Below are 20,814 nucleotides of genomic sequence, written 5' to 3'. Positions count from 1 at the left end.
CATCTAAATTAATGAGAAAAATCATTAAACTTTTTATTATTGTTTAGTTATTTTGAAAAAACTATAAAATATTGCTAAATAAATAGGAGACATAATGAATAAAGATAAGAAAAAAGTTAGTTTTTGAGAATTGTTTTGATTTATTATCAAAGTTACTTTTGTTGGATTCGGTGGAGGTAATGCTCTTTTACCGGTTATCAAAAAAGAAGCAGTTGATAATAAAAAATGAATAACTAACGAAGAAATGGATGATATTGTAATTGTTACAAATATGCTTCCAGGAGCTTCTGTTATTCAAACACTTTCATATATATCTATAAGTCTTTTAGGTAGATTTAAGGGAACCTTAGTTACTTTATTAGGAATATTACCTCACGTAATATTTGCATTTATTTTCTTAGTTATCTTTACCAAATACATACCTAGTGAGTACTTAAAAATAATTTCAGTCGGTGTGCTTGTTTCAATTATTGCTTTTCTGATTGCATTTGCGCAAAGATATATAAAGCAATCTAAGCAATCACTCAAATTACCAGTTTGATTAATTATTATGCTCTTTTCAATTTGTGTTTCCTTGTTTGTTCCATCACCTTACAATTTACCAATTTTCTCAATTGTGATTATCTTATTTGTCTTTGCTGTAGTTTTTTTAGTAAATAAAAAGCACTTTATCAATAAGCAATCATTAAATAAATCACTTGAGGAAAATGGGATTACCTTCATTAAAAAAGGAGGTAAATAATGCTACTTACTGCTTTATTAGTTTGCTTACCTCTTTTAATATTAATTTCACTTTCAATCTTTGGTGGTGGTCAAGTTTTTATGCCAATATTCCAATGATTGTGAAACTTTTTAGCACAAGTTTTTGGAGCAAATATTGATGAAAATGCAATCAATAATGTGTTTGCAATTTCAAACACTACACCTGGTGTTGTGTCAACTAAATTCGCTTTTTTCACAGGTTACCTAGTTGCATCTGGTCAATGATGAGGTTATATAGCAGTTTTCTTAACTTATGTAATTTTCTGTTTACCAGCCATTATCATTATGGTAATTGCAATGAAGTATATTAAAAAATTTAAAACTAATACTTTCATTGCTAATATGTTAATCATTATGAAACCAATTGTTTCAGGAATAATTATTGCTCTTGCAATTCAATTATTCATCTCTATTTATGTACCTGAAATTTTCTTTAATTCATCTTCTAAAGGTTACGCAGGATGAACAAGCAATAATTATTTTGTGGGATACAAAAATATTCTGTTAAAAATCTATGTACCAATAGGTATTTTAGGTTCATATTACTTAGCTAAAAGAAGAATTTCTCTATTCTGAATTATTCTTATAAACATAGGAATTTCACTTATTTTATTTGCTCCTTATGCTGGATAATTAAAATCAAAAAACAAACAGTGTTTTTTTAATAATTACACTGTTTGTTTTTAATTTCTATTTGTTTACTTTAGCTTCTTCTCTAGAAGGTAAATCTAAAACTTCTTTTGCAACTGACATTGATTTAGCAACATCTGCTAAGTTAGGTGGAATAATGATTTTTGTAGCATGACCATTTGCAAGTTTTTCTAATTGTTCAATACTTTGTAATTGTAAGTATTCAGTTGAAATGTTTGCAGTTGTAATAAGTTCAATCGCTTGTTTCTTACCTGTCGCTCTTTCAATCATACTTTCTTTTTCTGCTTTTGCACGTAAGATTGTACTTTCATATTCACCTTGCGCTCTAAGAATTTTACTTTCTTTTTCAGCACTAGCTTCAAGGATTTGAGCTCTCTTGATACGTTCAGCTTGCATCTGTTTTGTCATAGCTTCTTGAACTTCTTTTGGTGGAATAATGTTTTGAATTTCAATTCTTTTTACTTTAATTCCTCAAGCATCTGAAGCTTCATCCAAGATTTTAGTTAACTTAGCGTTAATAATTTCTCTAGATGTTAATGCTTCATCAAGTTCAAGTTCCCCGATTAAGTTTCTAAGTGTTGTTGATGTTAAAAACTCAATAGCTAAAAATGGATCTTCAGCTCCATAAGCAAATAATTTTGGATCAAAGATTTTTAAATATACTGTTGTGTCCACTTGAATAGTAGCGTTATCTTTTGTAATAACGTGTTGAGCAGGGTAGTCAAAAACTTTTTCCTTAAAGTTATTTTTAACTCTGATTTTGTCAATGTAAGGAGCCATAAAGTTTACACCCTTAGTCATTGTTTTCTTGTATTTACCAAGTCTTTCAACAATGCAGAAGTTAGTTTCGCTAACAATTCTCACTGAAAGACAACTTGTAATCACAAGCATTACTACGGCAAGCACTGCAACAATTATAATTACAGCAATAACAATACCTGACATATAACCTCCATAATAATTTGGTTATTTTAATTATACCCCTTTGATTTAACTACCTTATATTATTTGAAAAGTTTGTTTAAAAATATGAAAAATTTACATAAAGTTTGGGATTTTACTTTTACAAAAATAAAAGCACATAGAGTTTTTATCTATGTGCTCAAGTGTTATTGGTTAAATTTCATCTTCTTCATCAATTTCTAATTCATCGTTTTCAACTTCACCAAAAATTGATTCTTTAACCTTAAGTAATTGTTTCTTCAGTGATTTGCTTAAATTCTTTGTTGTAGGATCATTTAATTGTTCATCGATATCTAACTGTTTACCGAAGTTAAGTTTAACTTTAGCTAATTTTTCATCAGTCGGTTCGTCAAGGAACATAATTGTAGGAATGATAATAGGATTTCTACGTTTTTCCTTGTAGAATAATGTACTTAATCTATCTTGAATTAATTTTTCCAAATCTTTAACAGATCATTCTGGATTATTTTTAATGTAGTATAGAACTGCACCGTGAGCAACTCTCCTTGTTTCTTCAATTAATTGTTTAGAAGTTTTCACAAAGAAGCTTCCTCTTGTTACAATTTGAGGTCTATTAACGATTGCATTTTTGTTTCTATCAATTAAGAAAACAATATTAACAAATCCACTGTCTTTAAGTTTTGCTCTTTCTTGAAGCATTTTTTCTGAAATGTTTAAAACTGTGTTTCCATCAATGTAAATAGGACCAAAGTTAATTGTTTTATTAGTTGACTTAATAACGTTATTGTACATTTCAAACACTTGACCTTTTTTAGGTATTAAAACATGTTTAGGATTAACTCCATTTTTAATAGCTGTTTGTCCGTGAACTAAACACATTCTGTAGTCACCATGGTATGGAAGGAAATATTTAGGTCTAGTTAATTTAAAGATTTTATCATGCTCTCACTCATAAGCGTGACCTGATGTATGTAAGTAACCATCAACACCATTTTCTTTAATAATTGCACCTAATTTGTAAAGTCTGTTTGTAAGTAACTCAACGACCATTCTGTTTCCAGGGATTGGACTTGATGAGAAAATAACCATATCACCTTTTACAATTTTAATTGTTGCATGCTTACCATAACTCATTCTAGATAATGCGGCAAGTTCTTCACCTTGAGAACCTGTTGTTAAAACAACAAGATCTGAATCTTTAATGTTAGGCAAGTCTTTTTTATCAACAATCACACCATTCGCAACATTGATGTAACCTAATTTTCTACCAATTTTAATTCCTTGGATCATTGAACGACCGAATGGAATAACTTTTTTACCTAATTTAGCAGCAAGCTCAATAATAACTTTAACTCTTGTTAAGTTAGAAGCAAATGAAGTAATAATAATTTTTCTTTTTGCAGCACGCATATGACGTTCCAAGTCAGTTAAGATGTCTGATTCACTAGGTGAATGCTCAGGTCTCATGGCATTAGTTGAATCTGATAAAAGAACTGTAAGTCCCTCTTTACCAATTTCATCTAATCTTGCAAAGTCTGTATAGTTTCCGATTGGTGTATAGTCAAATCTAAAGTCTCCTGTACACATAAGCGAACCGTTTGGGGTAGTTAATCTAACACCAAATGCATCGGGAATTGAGTGTTGAGCGGTTCAAAAGTCAGCTCTACATCCATTTGCAAACTTATAAACATCTGATTTATTGATTTCAATAAAATCAATTTTTCTTGTAATTTTGTGCTCTTCAAATTTAAGTTTTAAATATTGAATTGCAATTCTTGGAGCAAAAATCTTTTTGATTTTTGTTTGTTTAACTAAATAAACAACACCACCAATGTGATCTTCGTGTCCGTGTGTAATGAATAAACCTTCAATTATTTTTCCAGGTTGATTTAAGTATGAATAGTCAGGAATAATACCTTTAACACCAGTGTTGTAAGTGTCTGCAAATTTAATCCCTGAGTCAATTAAGAAAATATGGTTCATATGTTCTACAACTAATGTGGATTTACCGATTTCTTCAACACCACCTAAACCAAATATGTAAGTCGGTTGTTTTTCTCTCATATTGCCTCCAAAATATGAATAAATAATGTAATTTTTAATCAAATTATTAAATGAAATAATGTTAAATACATATAAATATGTATTTGCGTTCTATATTATAAACTATTATTAGTTTATATCGTGAGAATATCGAATTTTTATTATAAAAATAAGTGTTTTAAAATAACAAACTCTAAAAATAAATATAAAATTTAATTAACACTATTAATAAGGAGAAAAATGTATAAATTCGGTAACCTAAATATCCGACTTAAGGATGTGAATTCAATATTAAAACACAGCAAAATTAATGAAATTATTAAAAAAGTTAATAGTATTCATAACAACTTAGTTTTAAATTTCCAAAACACTGACGATGAAGAAACTAATGTGCTTAAGTATATTGATGATAATCTTGAATTTAACTTAGAGTTAATTAAAGCTAAAGTTGAATTTTTAAAATCTAGCAAAATAGATACATTAGTTGTGATTGCTGATGGAGAATCATATTTAACTACTAAAGCGATTTATGACTTTATTTTTAATAATTATTTAAATAATAAACCTGCTTTTAATATTATCTTTACACAAAACAACATTTCTCCTGAAGTTTTAACAAATCAACTTTCTTCATTAATAGGGCAAAAATTTGCTATCTATTATATTTCAAAGAGTGCAATTTCTATTGAAAGCTCTGTTTCATTTAGAGAATATAGAAAACTACTTGAAGCTAACTTAAAAAAAAGCGATAGTATTGAAATGTTAAATGCACTTATTACAGTTGCAAGCACTGAAGCAGATAATATACTTAATAAGATGGCTAAAATTCATAATTATTTATTCTTGAAATTACCTACAAACATACCTGAAAGATATGTTTCAATATTTGATCCGTCATCATTATTTGTACTTGAATTCTTGAATTTTAATTCAAGAGAATTAATCGAGACATTTGTCTCAATTATTGAAAAGACCTTGAACACACCAATAAAAGAAAATATTGTGTTTCTTACAGCTATTTTTAGATACATTTTTGCAAGATACAATAACAAGACTGTTGAAGTTATTAATGATAATGATTTTATATTAGATTCCTTTGTTGAATATGTTTGTTCATTATATAACTCAAGTGAAAATAAAGAGAAAAAAGGTTATTTAACAATTAAGGATTCTGTTAATAATACAAATAGTTTGGATAGTGATTTTTCAATCACAACAAACATTGTATTTAAGAATAAAAAATACAACTTGAATCAAGACAATAAAAAATTCGACCAGCTAGGTCTCCTAGGCACAAAAGGTGAAAATCAACCTAATTTTAATATCAAAAATAATGCATTTGAGGATAATGATTTAATTATTGAATTTGATGAAATTTCAATCAATAATTTAGCTCATTTATTTGCTTTCTTCCAATTTGTTGCAATCTTATCTTCATTGTTATTTGGAGTTGACCCATTATCTCAACCAGGAGTAGAAGTTTATAAACACAACATTTATAATGCTTTACTAAAATAATATGACTAGATTAGATAAATGACTTTCATTTAACTTAAACATCAGTAGAACTGATGCTAAAAAGTTAATTTCCTCTAAAAGAATTAAAGTTGATAACAAAGTGGTTAAATCAATTATTAATATAATCAATGAAGAAGTTTGTTTAGATGATAAATTAATTGTTCCTAATCAAGAATTTATTTATGTTTTACTAAATAAACCTGCTGATTATGTTTGTGCAAATTACGATAACTTAAATAAAACTGTTTTTGAATTATTAGATGAAAACATTAACTCATATAAAGATATTCACACAGTGGGAAGATTAGACAAAGACACTACAGGGCTACTATTAATAACAAATGATGGACAATTAACTCACGATTTACTTTCACCTAAAAAACATGTCAAGAAAACTTACTATGTTGAAGTTGATAACAAAATTGACCAAAACTTAATAACTGAATTTGAAAAAGGTTTTGATATAGGAGACAATGAAATTGTCTTACCTTCAAAACTTCAAATTCTTTCAGATAATTCTGCAAATCTTACAATAAATGAAGGTAAGTACCATCAAGTTAAAAGAATGTTTAAACATTTTGATTTAACAGTGACTAAATTACAAAGAATTTCATTTGCTTTCTTAGATATTAAAAACGAAACACTACAAGAAGATCAGTTTAGATATTTAACTGAAGATGAAATTTTAAAATTAAAAAATAGAGAATATTAAAAAATGGTGTTATAATATTTAAGCCATCAGAACAGTAACCCACTAACCTGGTCAGGACAGAAATGTAGCAGCCACATGAGGAAGTGCTGTGTCTGGTGGTTTTGTTAGATATTTTTAAAGAGAGTCTCACGTACAGCCATGAGCTCTCACTTTTTTTATAGTTAATGAGATAAAAAAGAAAAACCTTACAGATTTTGTAAGGTTTTTTAATTATAAATTTGAATTAATTGAAGTTATATTATTCAACTGAAACATCTGCACCAGCTTCAACTAAAGCTGCTCTAATTTGTTCAGCTTCTTCTGGTTTAATGTTTTCTTTAACAACAGCTGGTAATGTGTCAACGATTTTCTTAGCATCCATTAAAGCAACACCTAATAAGTCTTTAACAACTTTAATGATTGCAACTTTTTTACCGTTGTCAGCTTTTAAAACAACTTTAACGCTTGTTTTTTCTTCTGAACCACCTTCAGCAGGAGCTGCAGCAACAGCAACAGCAGCTGTAGGGTCGATTCCGAATTCTTCTTTCATAGCGTCTACAAGTTCCATAACTTCTTTAATTGACATTTCTTTTAATGATTCGATGAATGTTTCTTTTGTTAATTTAGCCATAATATGTTTCCTTTCAAACTAAATATTTTTATTATTCTGTTTTACCTTCACTTACTAATTTAAGTGATAATGAAATTTGTTGTAATGGTGCCATCATTGAACGTGCAAGAATTCCAAGTGCTTCTTCGTATGTTGGAAGAGTAGCAACTTCTTTAACACCTGCAGCGTTGATAACTTTACCTTCAAATGTTCCAGCTTTTACAACTAATAATTTGTGAGTTTTAGCATATTTTGTAAGTAATTTAGCTGCTGACATATCGTCATTATTTGAGAATGCGAAAATGTTTGGACCAACTAAGTATTCTGCTAAGTCAGCAAATCCTGTTTGTTGTGCTGCTAAGTTGAATAAACGGTTTTTGTAAACTTTGATGTCAACACCAAGTTTTTTAGCTTCTTTTCTGAACTCTTCTAATTCAGAAACTGTTAAACCACGGTATTCAGCAAAAGCAACAGCTTTAGAGTTTTGAATTTTATCAACAATTTCTAAAACAACTTCTTTTTTAGCTGCTTTTAATTTTGATTCTGACATACTTGTGCCTCCCTTCAAAATCTATTACGCAATACAATTTGAACAGGAATGAGATACACTCGGTAACAAATTAAGTATAAGCATTTATACAGTTACTGTCTATATGTATTGCGTTTATATTATATAGTATAACTTAAAAATTAGAATAATACTTTTAATACTTTTAAACCTATAGCATAGTAATAAAAGTAGTTTTATGAAATAAAATTAAATTTTTAATTTTCTAATGTTGTTAGTAAATTTTGCCAATCAAAAAAAATGTAATTTTCCTATTTTTCACATTTTATGAAAATTTCATCTATTTCTTTTTGTTTTTAAATTTTGTCTTTATAATTCATTTACAGCAATCAGAAATTAATCAATTTCTATCGTTGTTTTTATTTCAAATTTAGATTCATAAAACGCATAATTTAATGCACTATTAACAATAAATTTATATAGATTCACAAGGAGACAATATGAGCAAAAATAAACACGTTATTATTTTAATCAATGGTAAAAGACGTAGTGGAAAAGGTTTATTAAGTAATGAACTTTCAAAACAATTAAAACCTCAATTTGAAGATAACACACACATTTTATCTTTTGCACAACCAATTAAGCAAATTACTCAACCAATCTTAGATGAAATTAACTGAAATGGTCAAGACAAAGAAATTGTTAGACCACTTTGAATCGCTATGGGGGAAGTTGGAAGAAACATTGACACAAACATTTGATGTTCAAGAGTTTTTGAAAAAATTAAATCAATTGCTAGCGAATCTTCTAAAGCAGGTAAAAGCAGTTTATTTATCATTGACGACTTACGTTTTCCTAATGAGTTAGAATACTTCAAAGGAAACATTAATTCAGTTAGAGAAATGGTTTCACCTGATGATGAAGTTAAAATTGTTTCAATCAGAATTGAAAAATACTTTGACCCTGAAAAATTTGTTAAAGGTGTTGATGACAACTCAACTGAAACAAGTTTTGATAAATTAGTAAACATTAGTTTTGATCATATTGTTCCTCAAAATACATTAATAGATTGAGAATGAAAACCAATCTTTGCTAATGTTGATGTTACAGCTAAAAGTATCATTAGAAACTTTGTTGACAAACCTCAAAATTAATTTATATAGCTTATATACTATCTCGGAAGCTTATTCCGAGATTTTATTTTGCAATTTAAAGACATCAAAAGCAAAATAAAACACATCCATTTGGATGTGTGAATAGCAATTTAAAATTAAGCTTGTTTTGCAATATCAACTAAAACTGCAAATGTTTTTGGTTCGTTGATAGCTAATTCTGAAAGCATTTTACGGTTAATTGTAACACCTGCTCTTTTTAAACCGTTAATAAATCTTGAGTAGCTCATTCCTTCTGCTCTAACTGCAGCGTTGATACGAGCGATTCATAATTTACGGAAGTTTCTTTTAACTTGTTTACGGTCTCTGAAAGCGTATGTTCAAGATTTTACAACTGCTTGTTTAGCAACTTTGTAACCGATTGATTTGTGTCCAAAATATCCCTTAGCTAATTTTATTCATTTTTTACGTCTTGCTCTTGTAACTGTTCCACCTTTAACTCTTGCCATAATTTAATTCCTTTCTTAAATAATGTTAATTATTATCTTGTTTATGAATTAACTTAACAAGATTAGATTAAAGCTTTAAATCTTTTAAGGTCTGATTTAGACATAAGAGCAGCTTTACGTGAGTGACGTTTTTGTTTTGTAGTTTTGTTTTGTGCTAAGTGTGAACGGTAAGCTTGTTCTCTTAAGATTTTACCTGTTCCAGTAACTTTAATACGTTTTTTTAACGCACTTTTAGTTTTCATTTTTGGCATTTTATTCTCCTTCTTTAGCATCTTGATCTTTTGATTCAAGATTCTTTTCTTTTTGGTATCTAAGTACTTTTTGTTTATTTGGTTGGAGATTCATGTCAAGGAAACGATTATTGATTAATTTAGGTTCTGATGTGATTTCAGCAATATCTTCTAATGTTGCGAAGAATTTTTCTAAAGTCTTGATTCCTAAATCTTTCATCAATAATTCACGTCCTCTTAATTTTAATGAAACTTTGATACGGTCACCTTTTAAAAGAAATTCTCTAGCTTTTCTACTTTTTGTAAGTAAATCATTTTCTCCAATCATTGCAGTTAATCTAACTTCACGATTTTGGATAATTGTTTGTTTTTCTTTTAGTTCTTTATTTTTCTTTTTACGGTCATATTTAAACTTACCGTAATCAAGAATACGACAGATTGGTTTAGGTTCAACGCTTATTAAAACTAAGTCCATTCTCTGGCTTTTTGCCAATTCAATTGCTTCAGATGTGTACATTACACCAATTTTTTCTTGATCTGCTCCAATTACAAAAACTTGTTTGAATGGAATATCAGAATTTACGTAATGTTCTGAAGGTGTTTTCTTTCCTTTTGCTTGAATAATATACTCCTTAAATAAATGTTAAGTAAAAAAGTGGTTACCCACTTCCTTGTTCTACTAAAAAAGGTATCAGAATTTTTGATACGTTTAATTGTAGCTAAACCCAAGACTATGGTCATCAGGTGAGAAGTGTCTTCTACTTTTCTGCAATTTAAACTTTTATATTGCTTTTTAATTTTATCAAAAAAATATTTTTTGATTAACCTTACATATAACTATGTTATATGTTAGTTTTTAACCAATATACCTATGTGTAAGGTAAAAAAGTTTTAGCAATTTTATTTATGCAAGTAATTACAAATAAATTTATTTTATTTGACTGTCTAAACCCAACTTTTATATGCATTTTTATGAACTAAAAATATTGCTTATTTGTTAAAAAATAACTTACATAAAATATTATATTTTTTATAATTAAACTATGAATAAAGAACATAAAACATCGTTTAGTTGAGAGTTAAAAAAAGAAGTCATAAACAACTTATCTAAACCACACGAAATTAAGAGGTTTTTAAGTGGTTTACTTTTTTGTGCTGCAGAAGTTGAAAAAGAGTTTTATGTTCTCAAAATTAAAAATGAATATCTTTATTCAAAATTGATTAGAAAACTTGAAAAAATTAATATTAAACCAATCATTAATCAAAAATGAAAAACTAAAATATTAATTAAGATTTCTGACCTTGAAATGATTGAGGAAATTGATTTTAAAGATTCACTTACAAGTTTTTTTGCTGGTGTATTCTTCGGAAGTGGTAGCATCTCAGGAAAATCATCAACTTCATACCACTTAGAAATTTCTTCACATAATCCTGGACACTTAGTAAAAATTCAAGAAAAACTAAATCAATATGACTTTAATTTCAACTTCTTGAATAGAAATAATAAATACATAATTTACCTTAAAAATAAGGAAAAAGTTATTGACTTTTTAGCAGCTATTGATGCTAAAAAGTCTTGGTACAAGCTTCAAAACATAATTATTGCTCGCGACTTTGAAAATGTTGTTAACCGTATTAATAATATCGATATGAGTAATATTAATAAGATTGCAAAGAGTACAATTAAGCATATTGAAAACATTAACTATATGTTTGAAAATGGATTAGATATTCATTTCACAGACAATCAACTTGTTTTATTTAGATTAAAAGTTGAAAACAAATGATTGTCACTTCCTGAATTATCAAATTTACTTAACACTGAACATAATATGTATGTTTCAAAAAGTGGAATAAATCACTGATTTAGAAAACTTAATGAAATTGTTTCAGAGCACAAGAATGCTAAAAAATAGAGTTTTGCATCTCGGTAACTTGAGATGTTTTTTTAATCAAAAAGCAGACATTTTAGTCTGCTTCAATTTCTATTGATCTTGTAAATTTAAGTCAAATAACTTAACTAATTTGTTTTCTGAATTTTGATCTCCAAATGAAAACTCAAGTTTGTTTTCATTTTGATTTAGGAAGATAAAGAAGTTTTTGTAGTCTTCACTATATACAAATTCTTTTTTAAGTCCACGTGTTTTAATATTATATGAATAAATATAATTTCCATTATCATTTTGAGCCATAAAGAACATTTTATCCCTATGCATAGCAGCTTTTGGTAAAACTTTTAAACTTAGTCCATTAACTAATGAACTAAATTCATCAACTGTATGAATTGAGTTTTCAATATTTTCAATTGGAATAGTTTTGTTTGTTTCAACATATTGTAATTTAGGTTGATTATCTTTTGTCGAAACAAAATACAACTTATGATCACTATAGTTTAATGATGAAATTTCTTCTCCATCTGCATACATATCTTTAAGTTTGTAAACTCACTTATTAAATAATGAATTATGCATTTCTTGAGAAATAAAGTTAATTGTTTCATTTGAACCATCATTTGGCTCTAAATCAAATAATGTGAAATCTGTTGTAACTGCATTTTGATAATTAAAAAAGTTTTTCATTTCAAAATCTAAATCGATTTCACCTGATTTTCCTAGAGGGAAGTATTTTTCAGCTTTACCTGTATCTGCATGTGTTGGATCAGTTGAGAATCATTTACCATCTTCATTTTGGATATTTAATCAAGTATGGTAGTCACCTTGTATCACTTTGTATGGAATATTTAAGTTCGATAAAAGTAGCGCCATTTGATCAACATAATGTCTACATACACCTTTATGTTCAATGTAGGCAAAGTCAAGTGAATTCATTGTTTCTTTACCTGATTCAGTTTTATAAATTAAGTTTTCTAAAACGTATTTACCTAGAACATATACTTTTTCATAAGTATTCATTGAGTTATCGACTAAACTAAGTGCATTTTCAACGTATTTATCAACAACTTGATTCATATCATTTCTTCTAAAGTCATTTGCATTTATTAAAATTCCATAAACTTTATTCTGTGGTGTAACTTCAAATGAAATTGATGATGTTGAAACTAATGAAATTTGTTTGAAATTTCTAAAACCTGATTTTAAGAAATCTTTAACAACTTCATAATATGTATCAGCAGGAATTAAATATCCATTTTTATCATAATTGATTCTTCCATTTAATGGTTTGTAGTTTTCTTCATTTGAATGATCTTCATTTTTATCTGAAACAACTCTTTGAACGATTTCTTTGAAATGTTCTCTAACTTCATCAATTGTCATTTCAGATTTTAAAGAATAAGTAGGAGGATTTATCGCAGCTAATTGCTTATTAAAACCTTTAACAAATGTTGAAAACATTTTGTTAATTTTTGCATATTCTTCTTTAGCAGATTCTGCATTATTCCCCACTACAGTATCTCACCCATCAATTACTGTATTAATTTTGCCAAAAATTACATCGGCAAAATTTTTGTAAGATCCATATTGCTCATCAGTTCCTTCAGGTCTAGCCATATGAAATACAAATGATTCAGCACGTCCGTTATAAACATTCGCATAATCGTTCAAGTAATTGTTAAAATCAACTCTTGTTTGCTCAATTTGTGATTTATATGATTCAACACTATTTAATTTTTCTGGAGCATTCGGTTCTGGTGTTGGAGTTACTGGTTCAGGATTAGTTGGATTTGGGTCAGGTGTAGAAATATGGTCTACAGGTTTTGGTTCTATTGATATTGGTTCTCTCCGTTTATCAGGTGTTGGTTCTTTAACATTTTTAGTACCACAAGAAATTGCAGAAATCAATAAACTTGTTGCAGGTGCTAAAAATAATAATTTAAATAAACTTGATTTTTTCATAAGTCTCCATCTGTAAGTAAAAACAAATAATTACTTTACTTACTCTTTATATAATTAAATGATATAACATTTATTATGTTTTCAACCAATTAAATTAATTTATTCTGAATTTAGATCAATCACATTGATTGATTACTCAAACTTTTCTACATTAAAAATTAGTTTCAAATTTAGTATAATAAAATTACTAGAAAATAAAATGGAGTGTCATTTATGGATAGATATGGCAAAATAATTGAAGAAAAATGAAAAAACGAAAGAGAAAAACTTAAGCAAGAAATCAAAGAAAATGGAATTCCTGAATGACTAGAATTAAAAATTAAAAAAGTTGTTGATAGAGTATTCTTAGATAAAAAGTATGAAGACAAAATAAGAGAGTCATTACTAACTGATGATGTTTTATTATCTTTCCTTATGAAAGATCCTAAAAGACAAAATATCTATGAGTGCGTCTTTAAAGATGAATTAACAAAAATTGGAGTAAACGTTCAAAAACTAAATCCTAAAGGAGCTGAAGCTCTTTATTTACTCAATGATGAAATTGTTCATAATTCAAATGACAAACCAAGAGAACTAAAATCACTAGATTTTGTCATACATCATAACGGTAAGACAATTTATGTTGTAAATAAATATACAAATGAATGCGGTGGAGCTCAAGATAATCAATACAATGATGTTATTATCCAACTTAAAAATCTTGGCCCTAACACTGTTGATTCAGTGTGATTTTGTTTAGATGGTCAATATTACACAGAAAGCAGAATACAAGCACTAAAAGATATTAATGAAAATGCTATTGTACTTAATCTTGATAAATTAATTATGAAATTACAAAATAACTCAATTAAAAAATTAAGACGGTAAATTTGAACTAAACTAAGATAAGAAAAGTAGACAGAAAACAAAAACTGTCTACTTTTCATTTCTAAATTTGTATTGAATTTATTATTTTTTTTGCAGTTTCAAAATCTAATCTTTTTCTAAAATGGCCTGTTCTTGAAACGCCTTTAAATGAAGCTCATAAATAATCACAATGATTGTTTCTTAATTCCTGAATTTTTTTATTGAATGCTTCTATTAATTCTTCATCCACTTCTACATTTTCAATTAACAATTTCACTTTATGTCTGTCAGTAGATTTGACTTGATCATTTGATTTTCATTCAGAATCATGAAACTTAATATTTGTTTTGTCTTTTGTGTTATCACCTGTATTTATGCAAAGATTTCCTGAAACAACATTAAATCTTATATTTCATTCATTTCTTTGCTGTAGGATTTTTTGTTCCTTATTTTTTAAGTTTTTATAACTATCTATCAACTTATTATTTTCATAAAGCAAGAAGTCACCATCATCTTTTAGATTATCAAAATAAGCTAAAGCAACAGGGTGCTCAGTATCATTGAAATTTTCCTTGTCTGGTAATAATTGAAAAATAACTAACTTTTCAATTAATTTTTGATCTTCTTTTCTATTACTATTAATAAGTGTTGTAGGAATAATTGCGACTGTGAATCTAACATTGCTTATACATCTATCTAATGATAGTTTGTATAAATCATCGTAATTTTGAAAATCAGCATCTATTTTCATTCTTCTAGCAGAATGCTTTGATAAATATGGGGGATTAGTTACTATTAAATCAAAGTCTTTATAGAATCAATTGTTAATACTATCGTTTTTCTTTACATTTGAGTTTTTAGGTTCTAAATCAAAAGATTCATACTTCAATTTTTTATTTTTTTCTTGTAAGAATCTAATTAAATTATTAGCACCTGCGAAAGGTTCTAAGATATTTTTATTTCATAACTCATTTTTAGACATAAACTCTTGAAAAACAGAGTTATTTTCAAAAACATTTCTTTCAGTGAAGAATTGTCCGTATTGAATCTTGTTCATATTTCCCATGCACCTTTCCCTAATTTATTTTATTTTTAAAACCAAAATTTAACTCATTTTGTGTATTTAACTATAGTCTCTAATCTTAATTTTATTATAGCATTTTCAATTGCACTAACCTTTTATTCTTAAGTCTATATTGTAATAATTTTAGTAAATATTTATTCATTTAACAACCTTTAAGAATCTTGAAAATCGCACTTTAAATAATTCATACATTTAAGTGATATCAACTATTGCACGTTGAATTATTTTTATTTTAAAAAGTCACAAAAAAAACTACCTTGTTAATTAAAAGGTAGCTTTTCATTTTGGATAAATTATTTTTTATCCATTTTGTCATTAAGTTTAACTAATTCTTTTAAGATTAATTCTTCTGTTGTAGGTTTAGCTGGAGCTTCAGCAACTACTGGTCTTTTGGCAGCTTTGTGAGCTGCAATAGCGTTAGCAATTAAGAAGTATCCAAATAAAATTGCAAATACAACAAATGAAACAATAATAAATGTTAATAATGCAGCTAAGAATTTTCCATAAAGAACACCATTTGATTCCATTTTTGCTAATTCGTCAAATCCTAATAATTTAGAAATTGGGTTCATAATAATATCGTTTGCTAATGAAGCAACTAAAGCACTGAATACTGCTCCTAAAATGAAAGCAATAGCTAATAATAAAATGTTTCCACGTTTTAAATTGTTTTTAGCATCAACTAATGACTTTTTGAAAATTGAAGATTTTTTAGACATTTCAATTCCTTTCCAAATTAAGTTTTTTATATATTTTCGTTGTTTTGTATTTTAATAAATTAACTACGCTATTATACCCTTTTTTAACTTAATGCAAGGAATAAAAAAATAATGCTAATTTACTTTAGCATTATTGTACTTCTTAATTATCTTGTGAAATAACTTCAACAGCAACGATTGAATCGTTGTCTTTTAAGTTAATAATTTTTACACCTTTAGCATTTCTTCCTGTTTCAGAAATTTGGTTAATTTGAGTTCTTATTGTTGAACCTGATGATGTAATTACTAAAAGCTCATCGTTTGTATTAACAAATCTAGCAAATACTAAGTTTCCAGCTTTGTTACTATCAATACCAGCAACTCCTTTAGAACCTCTTCTTGTTAATCTAAATTGTTCTTTGTCTGTAAGTTTTCCGAATCCTTTTTCACCAAGTGTAAGGATTAATGAACCTTCGCTATCCGATGAAGCTGATACAACTTCTTGATTATCATCAAGTTTAATCCCCTTAACTCCTAATGAATTTCTTGAAAGTGGTCTAATGTCATCAGATTTGAACATACATACATTTCTGTAGTTGTTTGCGATTAATACAGATTCTTCATTTCCAATCACAAATGCTCTAACTAACTGATCACCTTCTTTTAATTTAAATGCAATAAGTCCATTTTTTCTAATGTTTGCAAATAATTTAAGATCAGATTTTTTAAACATACCTTGTTTAGTTACAGTTACTAAATATTGATCATCTGAGAATTTATCAACATTAAGAATTGATATAATTTTTTCTCCATTTTCGACATCTAGTCCTGAAAGGATGTTTACAAAAGGAACTCCTTTTGATTGTTTTGAACCTTCTGGAATTTGATGTCCTCTTAATGCATAAACTTTACCAATGTTTGAGAATAACAATAAGTTTGTATGTGTTGATGCATGAATAATCATTGCAATATCATCATCTTCGTAAGTTTTCATACTTACTGAACCAACTCCACCTCTACGTTGTGTGTTGTATTCATCTAAGTCAATTCTCTTTACATAACCTTTTGAGCTTGATGTAATAACAATTTCTCTTTCATGAATTAAATCTTCATCTGAAATAACACCAACAGCTGATTCATCAATAACAGTTCTACGTTTGTCATTGAATTTTTCTTTGATTTCTTCAAGTTCTAAAACAATTTGGTTAATTAATTTTTCTTCTGAAGATAAAATGTCTTTGTAATGAGCGATTTCAACATTTAATTCACTAATTTCAAGATCCATTTTTTCAATGTTTAATCCTGTTAATCTGCTTAAACGCATTTCAAGGATAGCTTTTGTTTGTCTTTCAGTTAAATCAAATCTGCTTGATAATTTTTCTTGAGCTTCAGCATCTGTTTTAGATTGTTTAATTATCTTAACTACTTCATCAATGTTTGATACAGCAATTTTTAATCCAGCTAAAATATGAGCACGTTCTTCTGCTTTATTTAAATCAAATTTAAGTCTTCTTGAAACAACATCTTTTTGGTGTTCAATAAACACTTCGAGAGCTTGTTTTAAGTTTAATGTTTTAGGTTCTCCATTAACAATAGCAACTAAGTTAAAGTTGAATGATGTTTGGATATTTGATTTTTGGAATAACTTGTTTAAAAGAATGTGTGGATTTACACCTTTTTTAACATCGATAACTAAACGAATACCTTCTCTGTTCGATTCATCTCTTAAGTCTGTAATTCCTTCAACGACTTTTGCTTTGTGTAATTCAGCAATCTTTTCAATGATTGTAGTTTTTTTAATTGCATAAGGAATTTCTCTAATAATAATTTTTGATTTTCCATTTGGTTGCTCAATAACTTCACATTTTGAACGAACAGGAATACTTCCTCTTCCAGTTTCATATGCTTCTAAAATTCCTTTTGTTCCAAGGATAATTGCGCCAGTTGGGAAGTCAGGGCCTTTAATGTATTGCATTAATTCTCTAACTGTAATTTCAGGATTTTTAGCAAGAGCAATAGCTGCATCAATTGATTCACCTAAGTTGTGTGGTGGGATTTCAGTTGCCATACCAACAGCGATCCCTGATGAACCTGAAACAAGTAAGTTAGGAAATCTTGAAGGTAATACTGTAGGTTCCTTTTCACTTCCATCATAGTTATCTACAAAATCAACTGTATCTTTTTTAATTCCTTCTAACATTTCAGAAGCAATTTTAGACATTCTTGCTTCTGTATAACGCATAGCAGCAGCTGAGTCACCATCGATTGAACCGAAGTTACCATGTCCATCTACAAGTGGATAACGCATTGAGAAATCTTGAGCCATACGAACCATAGCTTCATAAACTGATAAATCACCGTGTGGGTGATATTTCCCTAAAACATCCCCTACAATACGAGCTGATTTACGATGTTGTGAACCAGGAGTAATTCCTAATTCTGACATATCGTAAAGAATTCTACGGTGAACCGGTTTAAGCCCATCACGTGCATCTGGAAGAGCACGTGAAACAATAACACTCATAGAGTACTCAAGAAATGATTGCTTCATTTCGTTATCAATAACAATTGGAATTAATCCCTCTGTTGGTGACTCAATGATTTGAGATTGAACTTGATATTCATCATTGTTTTGAGGTAATTCTTCCTCTTCTTCAACTTGCTCAACTACTGGTTGTTTTTTCTTGAAGATCATTTTGTTATTTTCTTCATATTCAAATTCTGTATCGTCTGAAGCTTTTAATGTAACATCAATTTCTTCAATTAATTTTTTGTCTTTGTCTTTATTGTCTATCATACAAACTCCTAACAGGATATATTTAAATGTAATTTAAATATATTATATATTTTTTACAAATTTATATAACATACATTATTTTTACCTTTTGCAGTAGTGTGCAAGCTTTAAAAGTAAAAAAAACAAAGACTATTTTTTAGCCTTTGGTTTGTTTACTCACGCTTTTAAAGTTTTAACTTCTTTTATTGTAAGTGGTCTATATTTTCCTACAGGAATGTTTTCAACTGTAATTCCACCATATTCAACTCTTTTAAGATTGATAACTTCTTTATCAACTAATTTGAATAATTCCTTAACATGATGGTAAGTTCCTTGTGTTAAAACAACAAAATAACTTTTTGATTCAATGTGAATAACTTGTTGGTTTGAAAATTTTTTGTTAATAATTACAGGTTTGTTTAATTTAGCTAATTCTTTTTTATCAAGCGGTTCATTTAATCTTGCTCTATAAACTCTTACAACTTCATATGATGGGTGCATTAATTTGTTAGCTAAATCTCCATCGTTTGTAAGAATAAGAACTCCGGTTGTATCATAATCTAATCTACCTACAGGAAAAATTTTGTAAGGTGTATCAATTAAATCAGTAACTTTTGCTCTATTGAAATTATCTTTAAGTGTACATACAGTTTTTGGTGGTTTATTTAAAACAAAATAAACTTTTTGTTCTTCACCATTAATCGGTAACCCATCAACTAAAATTTCATCATTAAATGAAGCTTTGTCACCTAATTTAGCTATATAACCATTAACAGAAATTCTTCCATCTAAAATCATTTGTTCAGCTTCTCTTCTTGAAGCAACTCCTGCTTTAGAGAGAATCTTTTGTAATCTTTCTTGCATTTGCATTAGTTACCTTCTTTCAAATCTATATCTAAAGGCGATTGACCACTTCTGTATTTGTTGTATAAAGCAAGTTGCTTATCTGAAAAGACAACTCCTTTATTAATGTTGTAATCATAAGCATCTTGAACCGCTTGTGAAAATCCTGCTTTTAAATCTTTTAAAGCTAGAGCTCTTACTTTTTGGATACCAGGATACTTTCTTCCTTGACAAATTTTGTCAGCTATATAAACCACAATATCAAGTGGTGTCATATTTTCTCTCATAGACGTGTGATATTTAACTGCATTTAAAATATCTTCATTTTTGATTTTCAAAGCGTGTTTAAGAATTAAGTAACCAGTGTATTGGTGTAACATATGGTTTTCAAAACCATCTAATAATTCAGGTTCATTTTCTTTAATTATTTGCATTGAAACTTCAGGATCAATTTCTTTTGCAATGTCGTGAACTAATCCTGCAAAATAAGCGTCTCTAGCAGATAGTCCATGTGCTTTTGCAAGTGCAACTGCAAATTCAGCACAAGACATAGAGTGCTTTGCTCTAAGTGCAGTAAGTGTATTGAAAATAATTTGCTCTATATATAATCTGTGTTCTGCAATGTAATCTGCAACAACTTCTGGAACAAAGTTTAATTCACCTTTTTTATATAAAGTAGATGATTCAGGTCTAATTGGGTTATTTAAAATTAAAGCATTATATTTTTTTGCATAAATTTTGTTGAAATTGTTACTTCTTTTGAAAACAACAATTTTTGCAAGCTTACAAATTTCATCAATATTTTTTCATTTATTAAGTGACATTAAGTTGTCTGAACCAATGAGCAAGAATAATTGGTCATTTTTGTATTTGTTTTTAAAGTATTTAAGTGTGTCAATTGTATAACTAACTCCACCACGTTTAACTTCAAAATCAGATACTTCGATTTTATCTTCACCATCTGTCGCTAATTGAATCATTTTAATCCTGTGCTCACCTGAAGCAATTTTTTTAGTTGTCTTAAATGGTGATGAATATGTAGGAACAAAAATTAATTTATCTAAATTAAGTTCATTTATTGCATATTTAGCAATTTCTAAATGACCCTTATGAACTGGATCAAATGAACCACCAAAAATTCCTATTTTCATAATA

Annotated in this window: 20 protein-coding genes and 1 other RNA gene; 8 read left to right on the top strand and 13 right to left on the bottom strand. The window is 28.0% G+C overall.

Going from position 1 to position 20,814, the window contains the following annotated elements:
• Window positions 1-94 precede the first annotated feature (94 nt).
• Both VBN07_RS00620 and VBN07_RS00615 read left to right on the top strand, forming a co-directional pair.
• Entirely contained in the window at window positions 95-742 is a 648-nt protein-coding gene (locus tag VBN07_RS00620) for a chromate transporter (RefSeq protein ID WP_323177399.1), read from the top strand.
• Window positions 742-1,395, top strand: a complete 654-nt coding sequence (locus VBN07_RS00615) for a chromate transporter (protein ID WP_323177398.1) — start codon at window positions 742-744, stop codon at window positions 1,393-1,395. The genes VBN07_RS00620 and VBN07_RS00615 overlap by 1 nt, the downstream gene beginning before the upstream one ends.
• A 57-nt stretch (window positions 1,396-1,452) precedes the next feature.
• Here VBN07_RS00615 and VBN07_RS00610 read toward each other — a convergent pair whose 3' ends face one another.
• Both VBN07_RS00610 and VBN07_RS00605 read right to left on the bottom strand, forming a co-directional pair.
• Window positions 1,453-2,358 carry an SPFH domain-containing protein gene (locus VBN07_RS00610; RefSeq protein ID WP_323177397.1) on the bottom strand — a complete coding sequence of 302 codons (906 nt, stop codon included), beginning with the start codon at window positions 2,356-2,358 and terminating at the stop codon, window positions 1,453-1,455.
• A gap of 171 nt (window positions 2,359-2,529) precedes the next feature.
• Window positions 2,530-4,401, bottom strand: coding sequence for a ribonuclease J (locus VBN07_RS00605; RefSeq protein ID WP_323177396.1), 1,872 nt, complete (start codon window positions 4,399-4,401; stop codon window positions 2,530-2,532).
• 219 nt (window positions 4,402-4,620) lie between these two features.
• Between VBN07_RS00605 and VBN07_RS00600 the strand changes: the two genes are divergently transcribed.
• From VBN07_RS00600 to ffs, 3 genes are all read left to right on the top strand, one after another.
• Entirely contained in the window at window positions 4,621-5,898 is a 1,278-nt protein-coding gene (locus tag VBN07_RS00600; RefSeq protein WP_323177395.1) for a hypothetical protein, read from the top strand.
• Window position 5,899: 1 nt separating this feature from the next.
• A complete protein-coding gene (locus tag VBN07_RS00595) occupies window positions 5,900-6,610 on the top strand; it encodes a pseudouridine synthase (RefSeq protein WP_323177394.1) in 711 nt (236 codons plus the stop codon).
• Between the two features lie 15 nt (window positions 6,611-6,625).
• Window positions 6,626-6,720, top strand: an RNA gene (gene ffs / locus VBN07_RS00590) — signal recognition particle sRNA small type.
• A 128-nt stretch (window positions 6,721-6,848) separates the two neighbouring features.
• Here ffs and rplL read toward each other — a convergent pair.
• On the bottom strand, window positions 6,849-7,220 hold the full coding sequence (gene rplL / locus VBN07_RS00585) for a 50S ribosomal protein L7/L12 (protein ID WP_257088781.1): 372 nt from the start codon (window positions 7,218-7,220) through the stop codon (window positions 6,849-6,851).
• A 31-nt stretch (window positions 7,221-7,251) separates the two neighbouring features.
• Window positions 7,252-7,749, bottom strand: a complete 498-nt coding sequence (gene rplJ / locus VBN07_RS00580; protein ID WP_323177393.1) for a 50S ribosomal protein L10 — start codon at window positions 7,747-7,749, stop codon at window positions 7,252-7,254.
• Window positions 7,750-8,207: 458 nt separating this feature from the next.
• Here rplJ and VBN07_RS00575 point away from each other — a divergent pair, with 458 nt between their 5' ends.
• A complete protein-coding gene (locus VBN07_RS00575; protein ID WP_323176545.1) occupies window positions 8,208-8,861 on the top strand; it encodes a hypothetical protein in 654 nt (217 codons plus the stop codon).
• A 116-nt stretch (window positions 8,862-8,977) separates the two neighbouring features.
• Here the strand turns inward: VBN07_RS00575 and rplT are convergent, their stop codons facing one another.
• From rplT to infC, 3 genes are all read right to left on the bottom strand, one after another.
• Window positions 8,978-9,328: a 50S ribosomal protein L20 gene (rplT, locus tag VBN07_RS00570; RefSeq protein WP_257088787.1), complete on the bottom strand. Its 351-nt coding sequence runs from the start codon at window positions 9,326-9,328 to the stop codon at window positions 8,978-8,980.
• 62 nt (window positions 9,329-9,390) lie between these two features.
• Entirely contained in the window at window positions 9,391-9,579 is a 189-nt protein-coding gene (gene rpmI, locus VBN07_RS00565) for a 50S ribosomal protein L35 (RefSeq protein ID WP_257088789.1), read from the bottom strand.
• 1 nt (window position 9,580) lies between these two features.
• The gene (gene infC, locus VBN07_RS00560; RefSeq protein WP_416234920.1) at window positions 9,581-10,129 is read right to left on the bottom strand and encodes a translation initiation factor IF-3; all 549 of its coding nucleotides are present in this window, start codon (window positions 10,127-10,129) and stop codon (window positions 9,581-9,583) included.
• Between the two features lie 472 nt (window positions 10,130-10,601).
• Here infC and whiA point away from each other — a divergent pair, with 472 nt between their 5' ends.
• Window positions 10,602-11,474 carry a DNA-binding protein WhiA gene (whiA, locus tag VBN07_RS00555; RefSeq protein ID WP_323177392.1) on the top strand — a complete coding sequence of 291 codons (873 nt, stop codon included), beginning with the start codon at window positions 10,602-10,604 and terminating at the stop codon, window positions 11,472-11,474.
• A gap of 69 nt (window positions 11,475-11,543) precedes the next feature.
• On the opposite strand, the gene VBN07_RS00550 is transcribed toward whiA, so the two are convergent.
• Entirely contained in the window at window positions 11,544-13,412 is a 1,869-nt protein-coding gene (locus VBN07_RS00550; protein ID WP_323177391.1) for a transglutaminase-like domain-containing protein, read from the bottom strand.
• Between the two features lie 213 nt (window positions 13,413-13,625).
• Between VBN07_RS00550 and VBN07_RS00545 the strand changes: the two genes are divergently transcribed.
• Complete coding sequence (locus tag VBN07_RS00545; RefSeq protein WP_323177390.1) at window positions 13,626-14,279, top strand: hypothetical protein; 654 nt, start codon at window positions 13,626-13,628, stop codon at window positions 14,277-14,279.
• A 61-nt stretch (window positions 14,280-14,340) separates the two neighbouring features.
• Here VBN07_RS00545 and VBN07_RS00540 read toward each other — a convergent pair whose 3' ends face one another.
• From VBN07_RS00540 to VBN07_RS00520, 5 genes are all read right to left on the bottom strand, one after another.
• Window positions 14,341-15,315, bottom strand: coding sequence for an Eco57I restriction-modification methylase domain-containing protein (locus VBN07_RS00540; protein WP_323177389.1), 975 nt, complete (start codon window positions 15,313-15,315; stop codon window positions 14,341-14,343).
• A 320-nt stretch (window positions 15,316-15,635) separates the two neighbouring features.
• Window positions 15,636-16,061 carry an MscL family protein gene (locus VBN07_RS00535; RefSeq protein WP_323177388.1) on the bottom strand — a complete coding sequence of 142 codons (426 nt, stop codon included), beginning with the start codon at window positions 16,059-16,061 and terminating at the stop codon, window positions 15,636-15,638.
• Between the two features lie 142 nt (window positions 16,062-16,203).
• Window positions 16,204-18,735, bottom strand: a complete 2,532-nt coding sequence (gyrA, locus tag VBN07_RS00530; protein ID WP_416235050.1) for a DNA gyrase subunit A — start codon at window positions 18,733-18,735, stop codon at window positions 16,204-16,206.
• Window positions 18,736-18,966: 231 nt separating this feature from the next.
• Window positions 18,967-19,686, bottom strand: coding sequence for a pseudouridine synthase (locus tag VBN07_RS00525; protein WP_323177386.1), 720 nt, complete (start codon window positions 19,684-19,686; stop codon window positions 18,967-18,969).
• Window positions 19,686-20,810 (bottom strand): nicotinate-nucleotide adenylyltransferase, encoded by a 1,125-nt coding sequence (locus VBN07_RS00520; RefSeq protein ID WP_323177385.1) that lies wholly within the window; start codon window positions 20,808-20,810, stop codon window positions 19,686-19,688. Before VBN07_RS00520 ends, VBN07_RS00525 begins: the two co-directional genes overlap by 1 nt.
• Window positions 20,811-20,814: the final 4 nt, after the last annotated feature.

Origin of the sequence: Mycoplasma sp. 4404 (genome assembly GCF_034863325.1) — a bacterium.
Taxonomy (GTDB): domain Bacteria; phylum Bacillota_I; class Bacilli_A; order Mycoplasmatales; family Metamycoplasmataceae; genus Mycoplasmopsis.
Note: the sequence above shows the minus strand (reverse complement) of the source record. Positions and strands in the feature narration are given on the sequence as shown.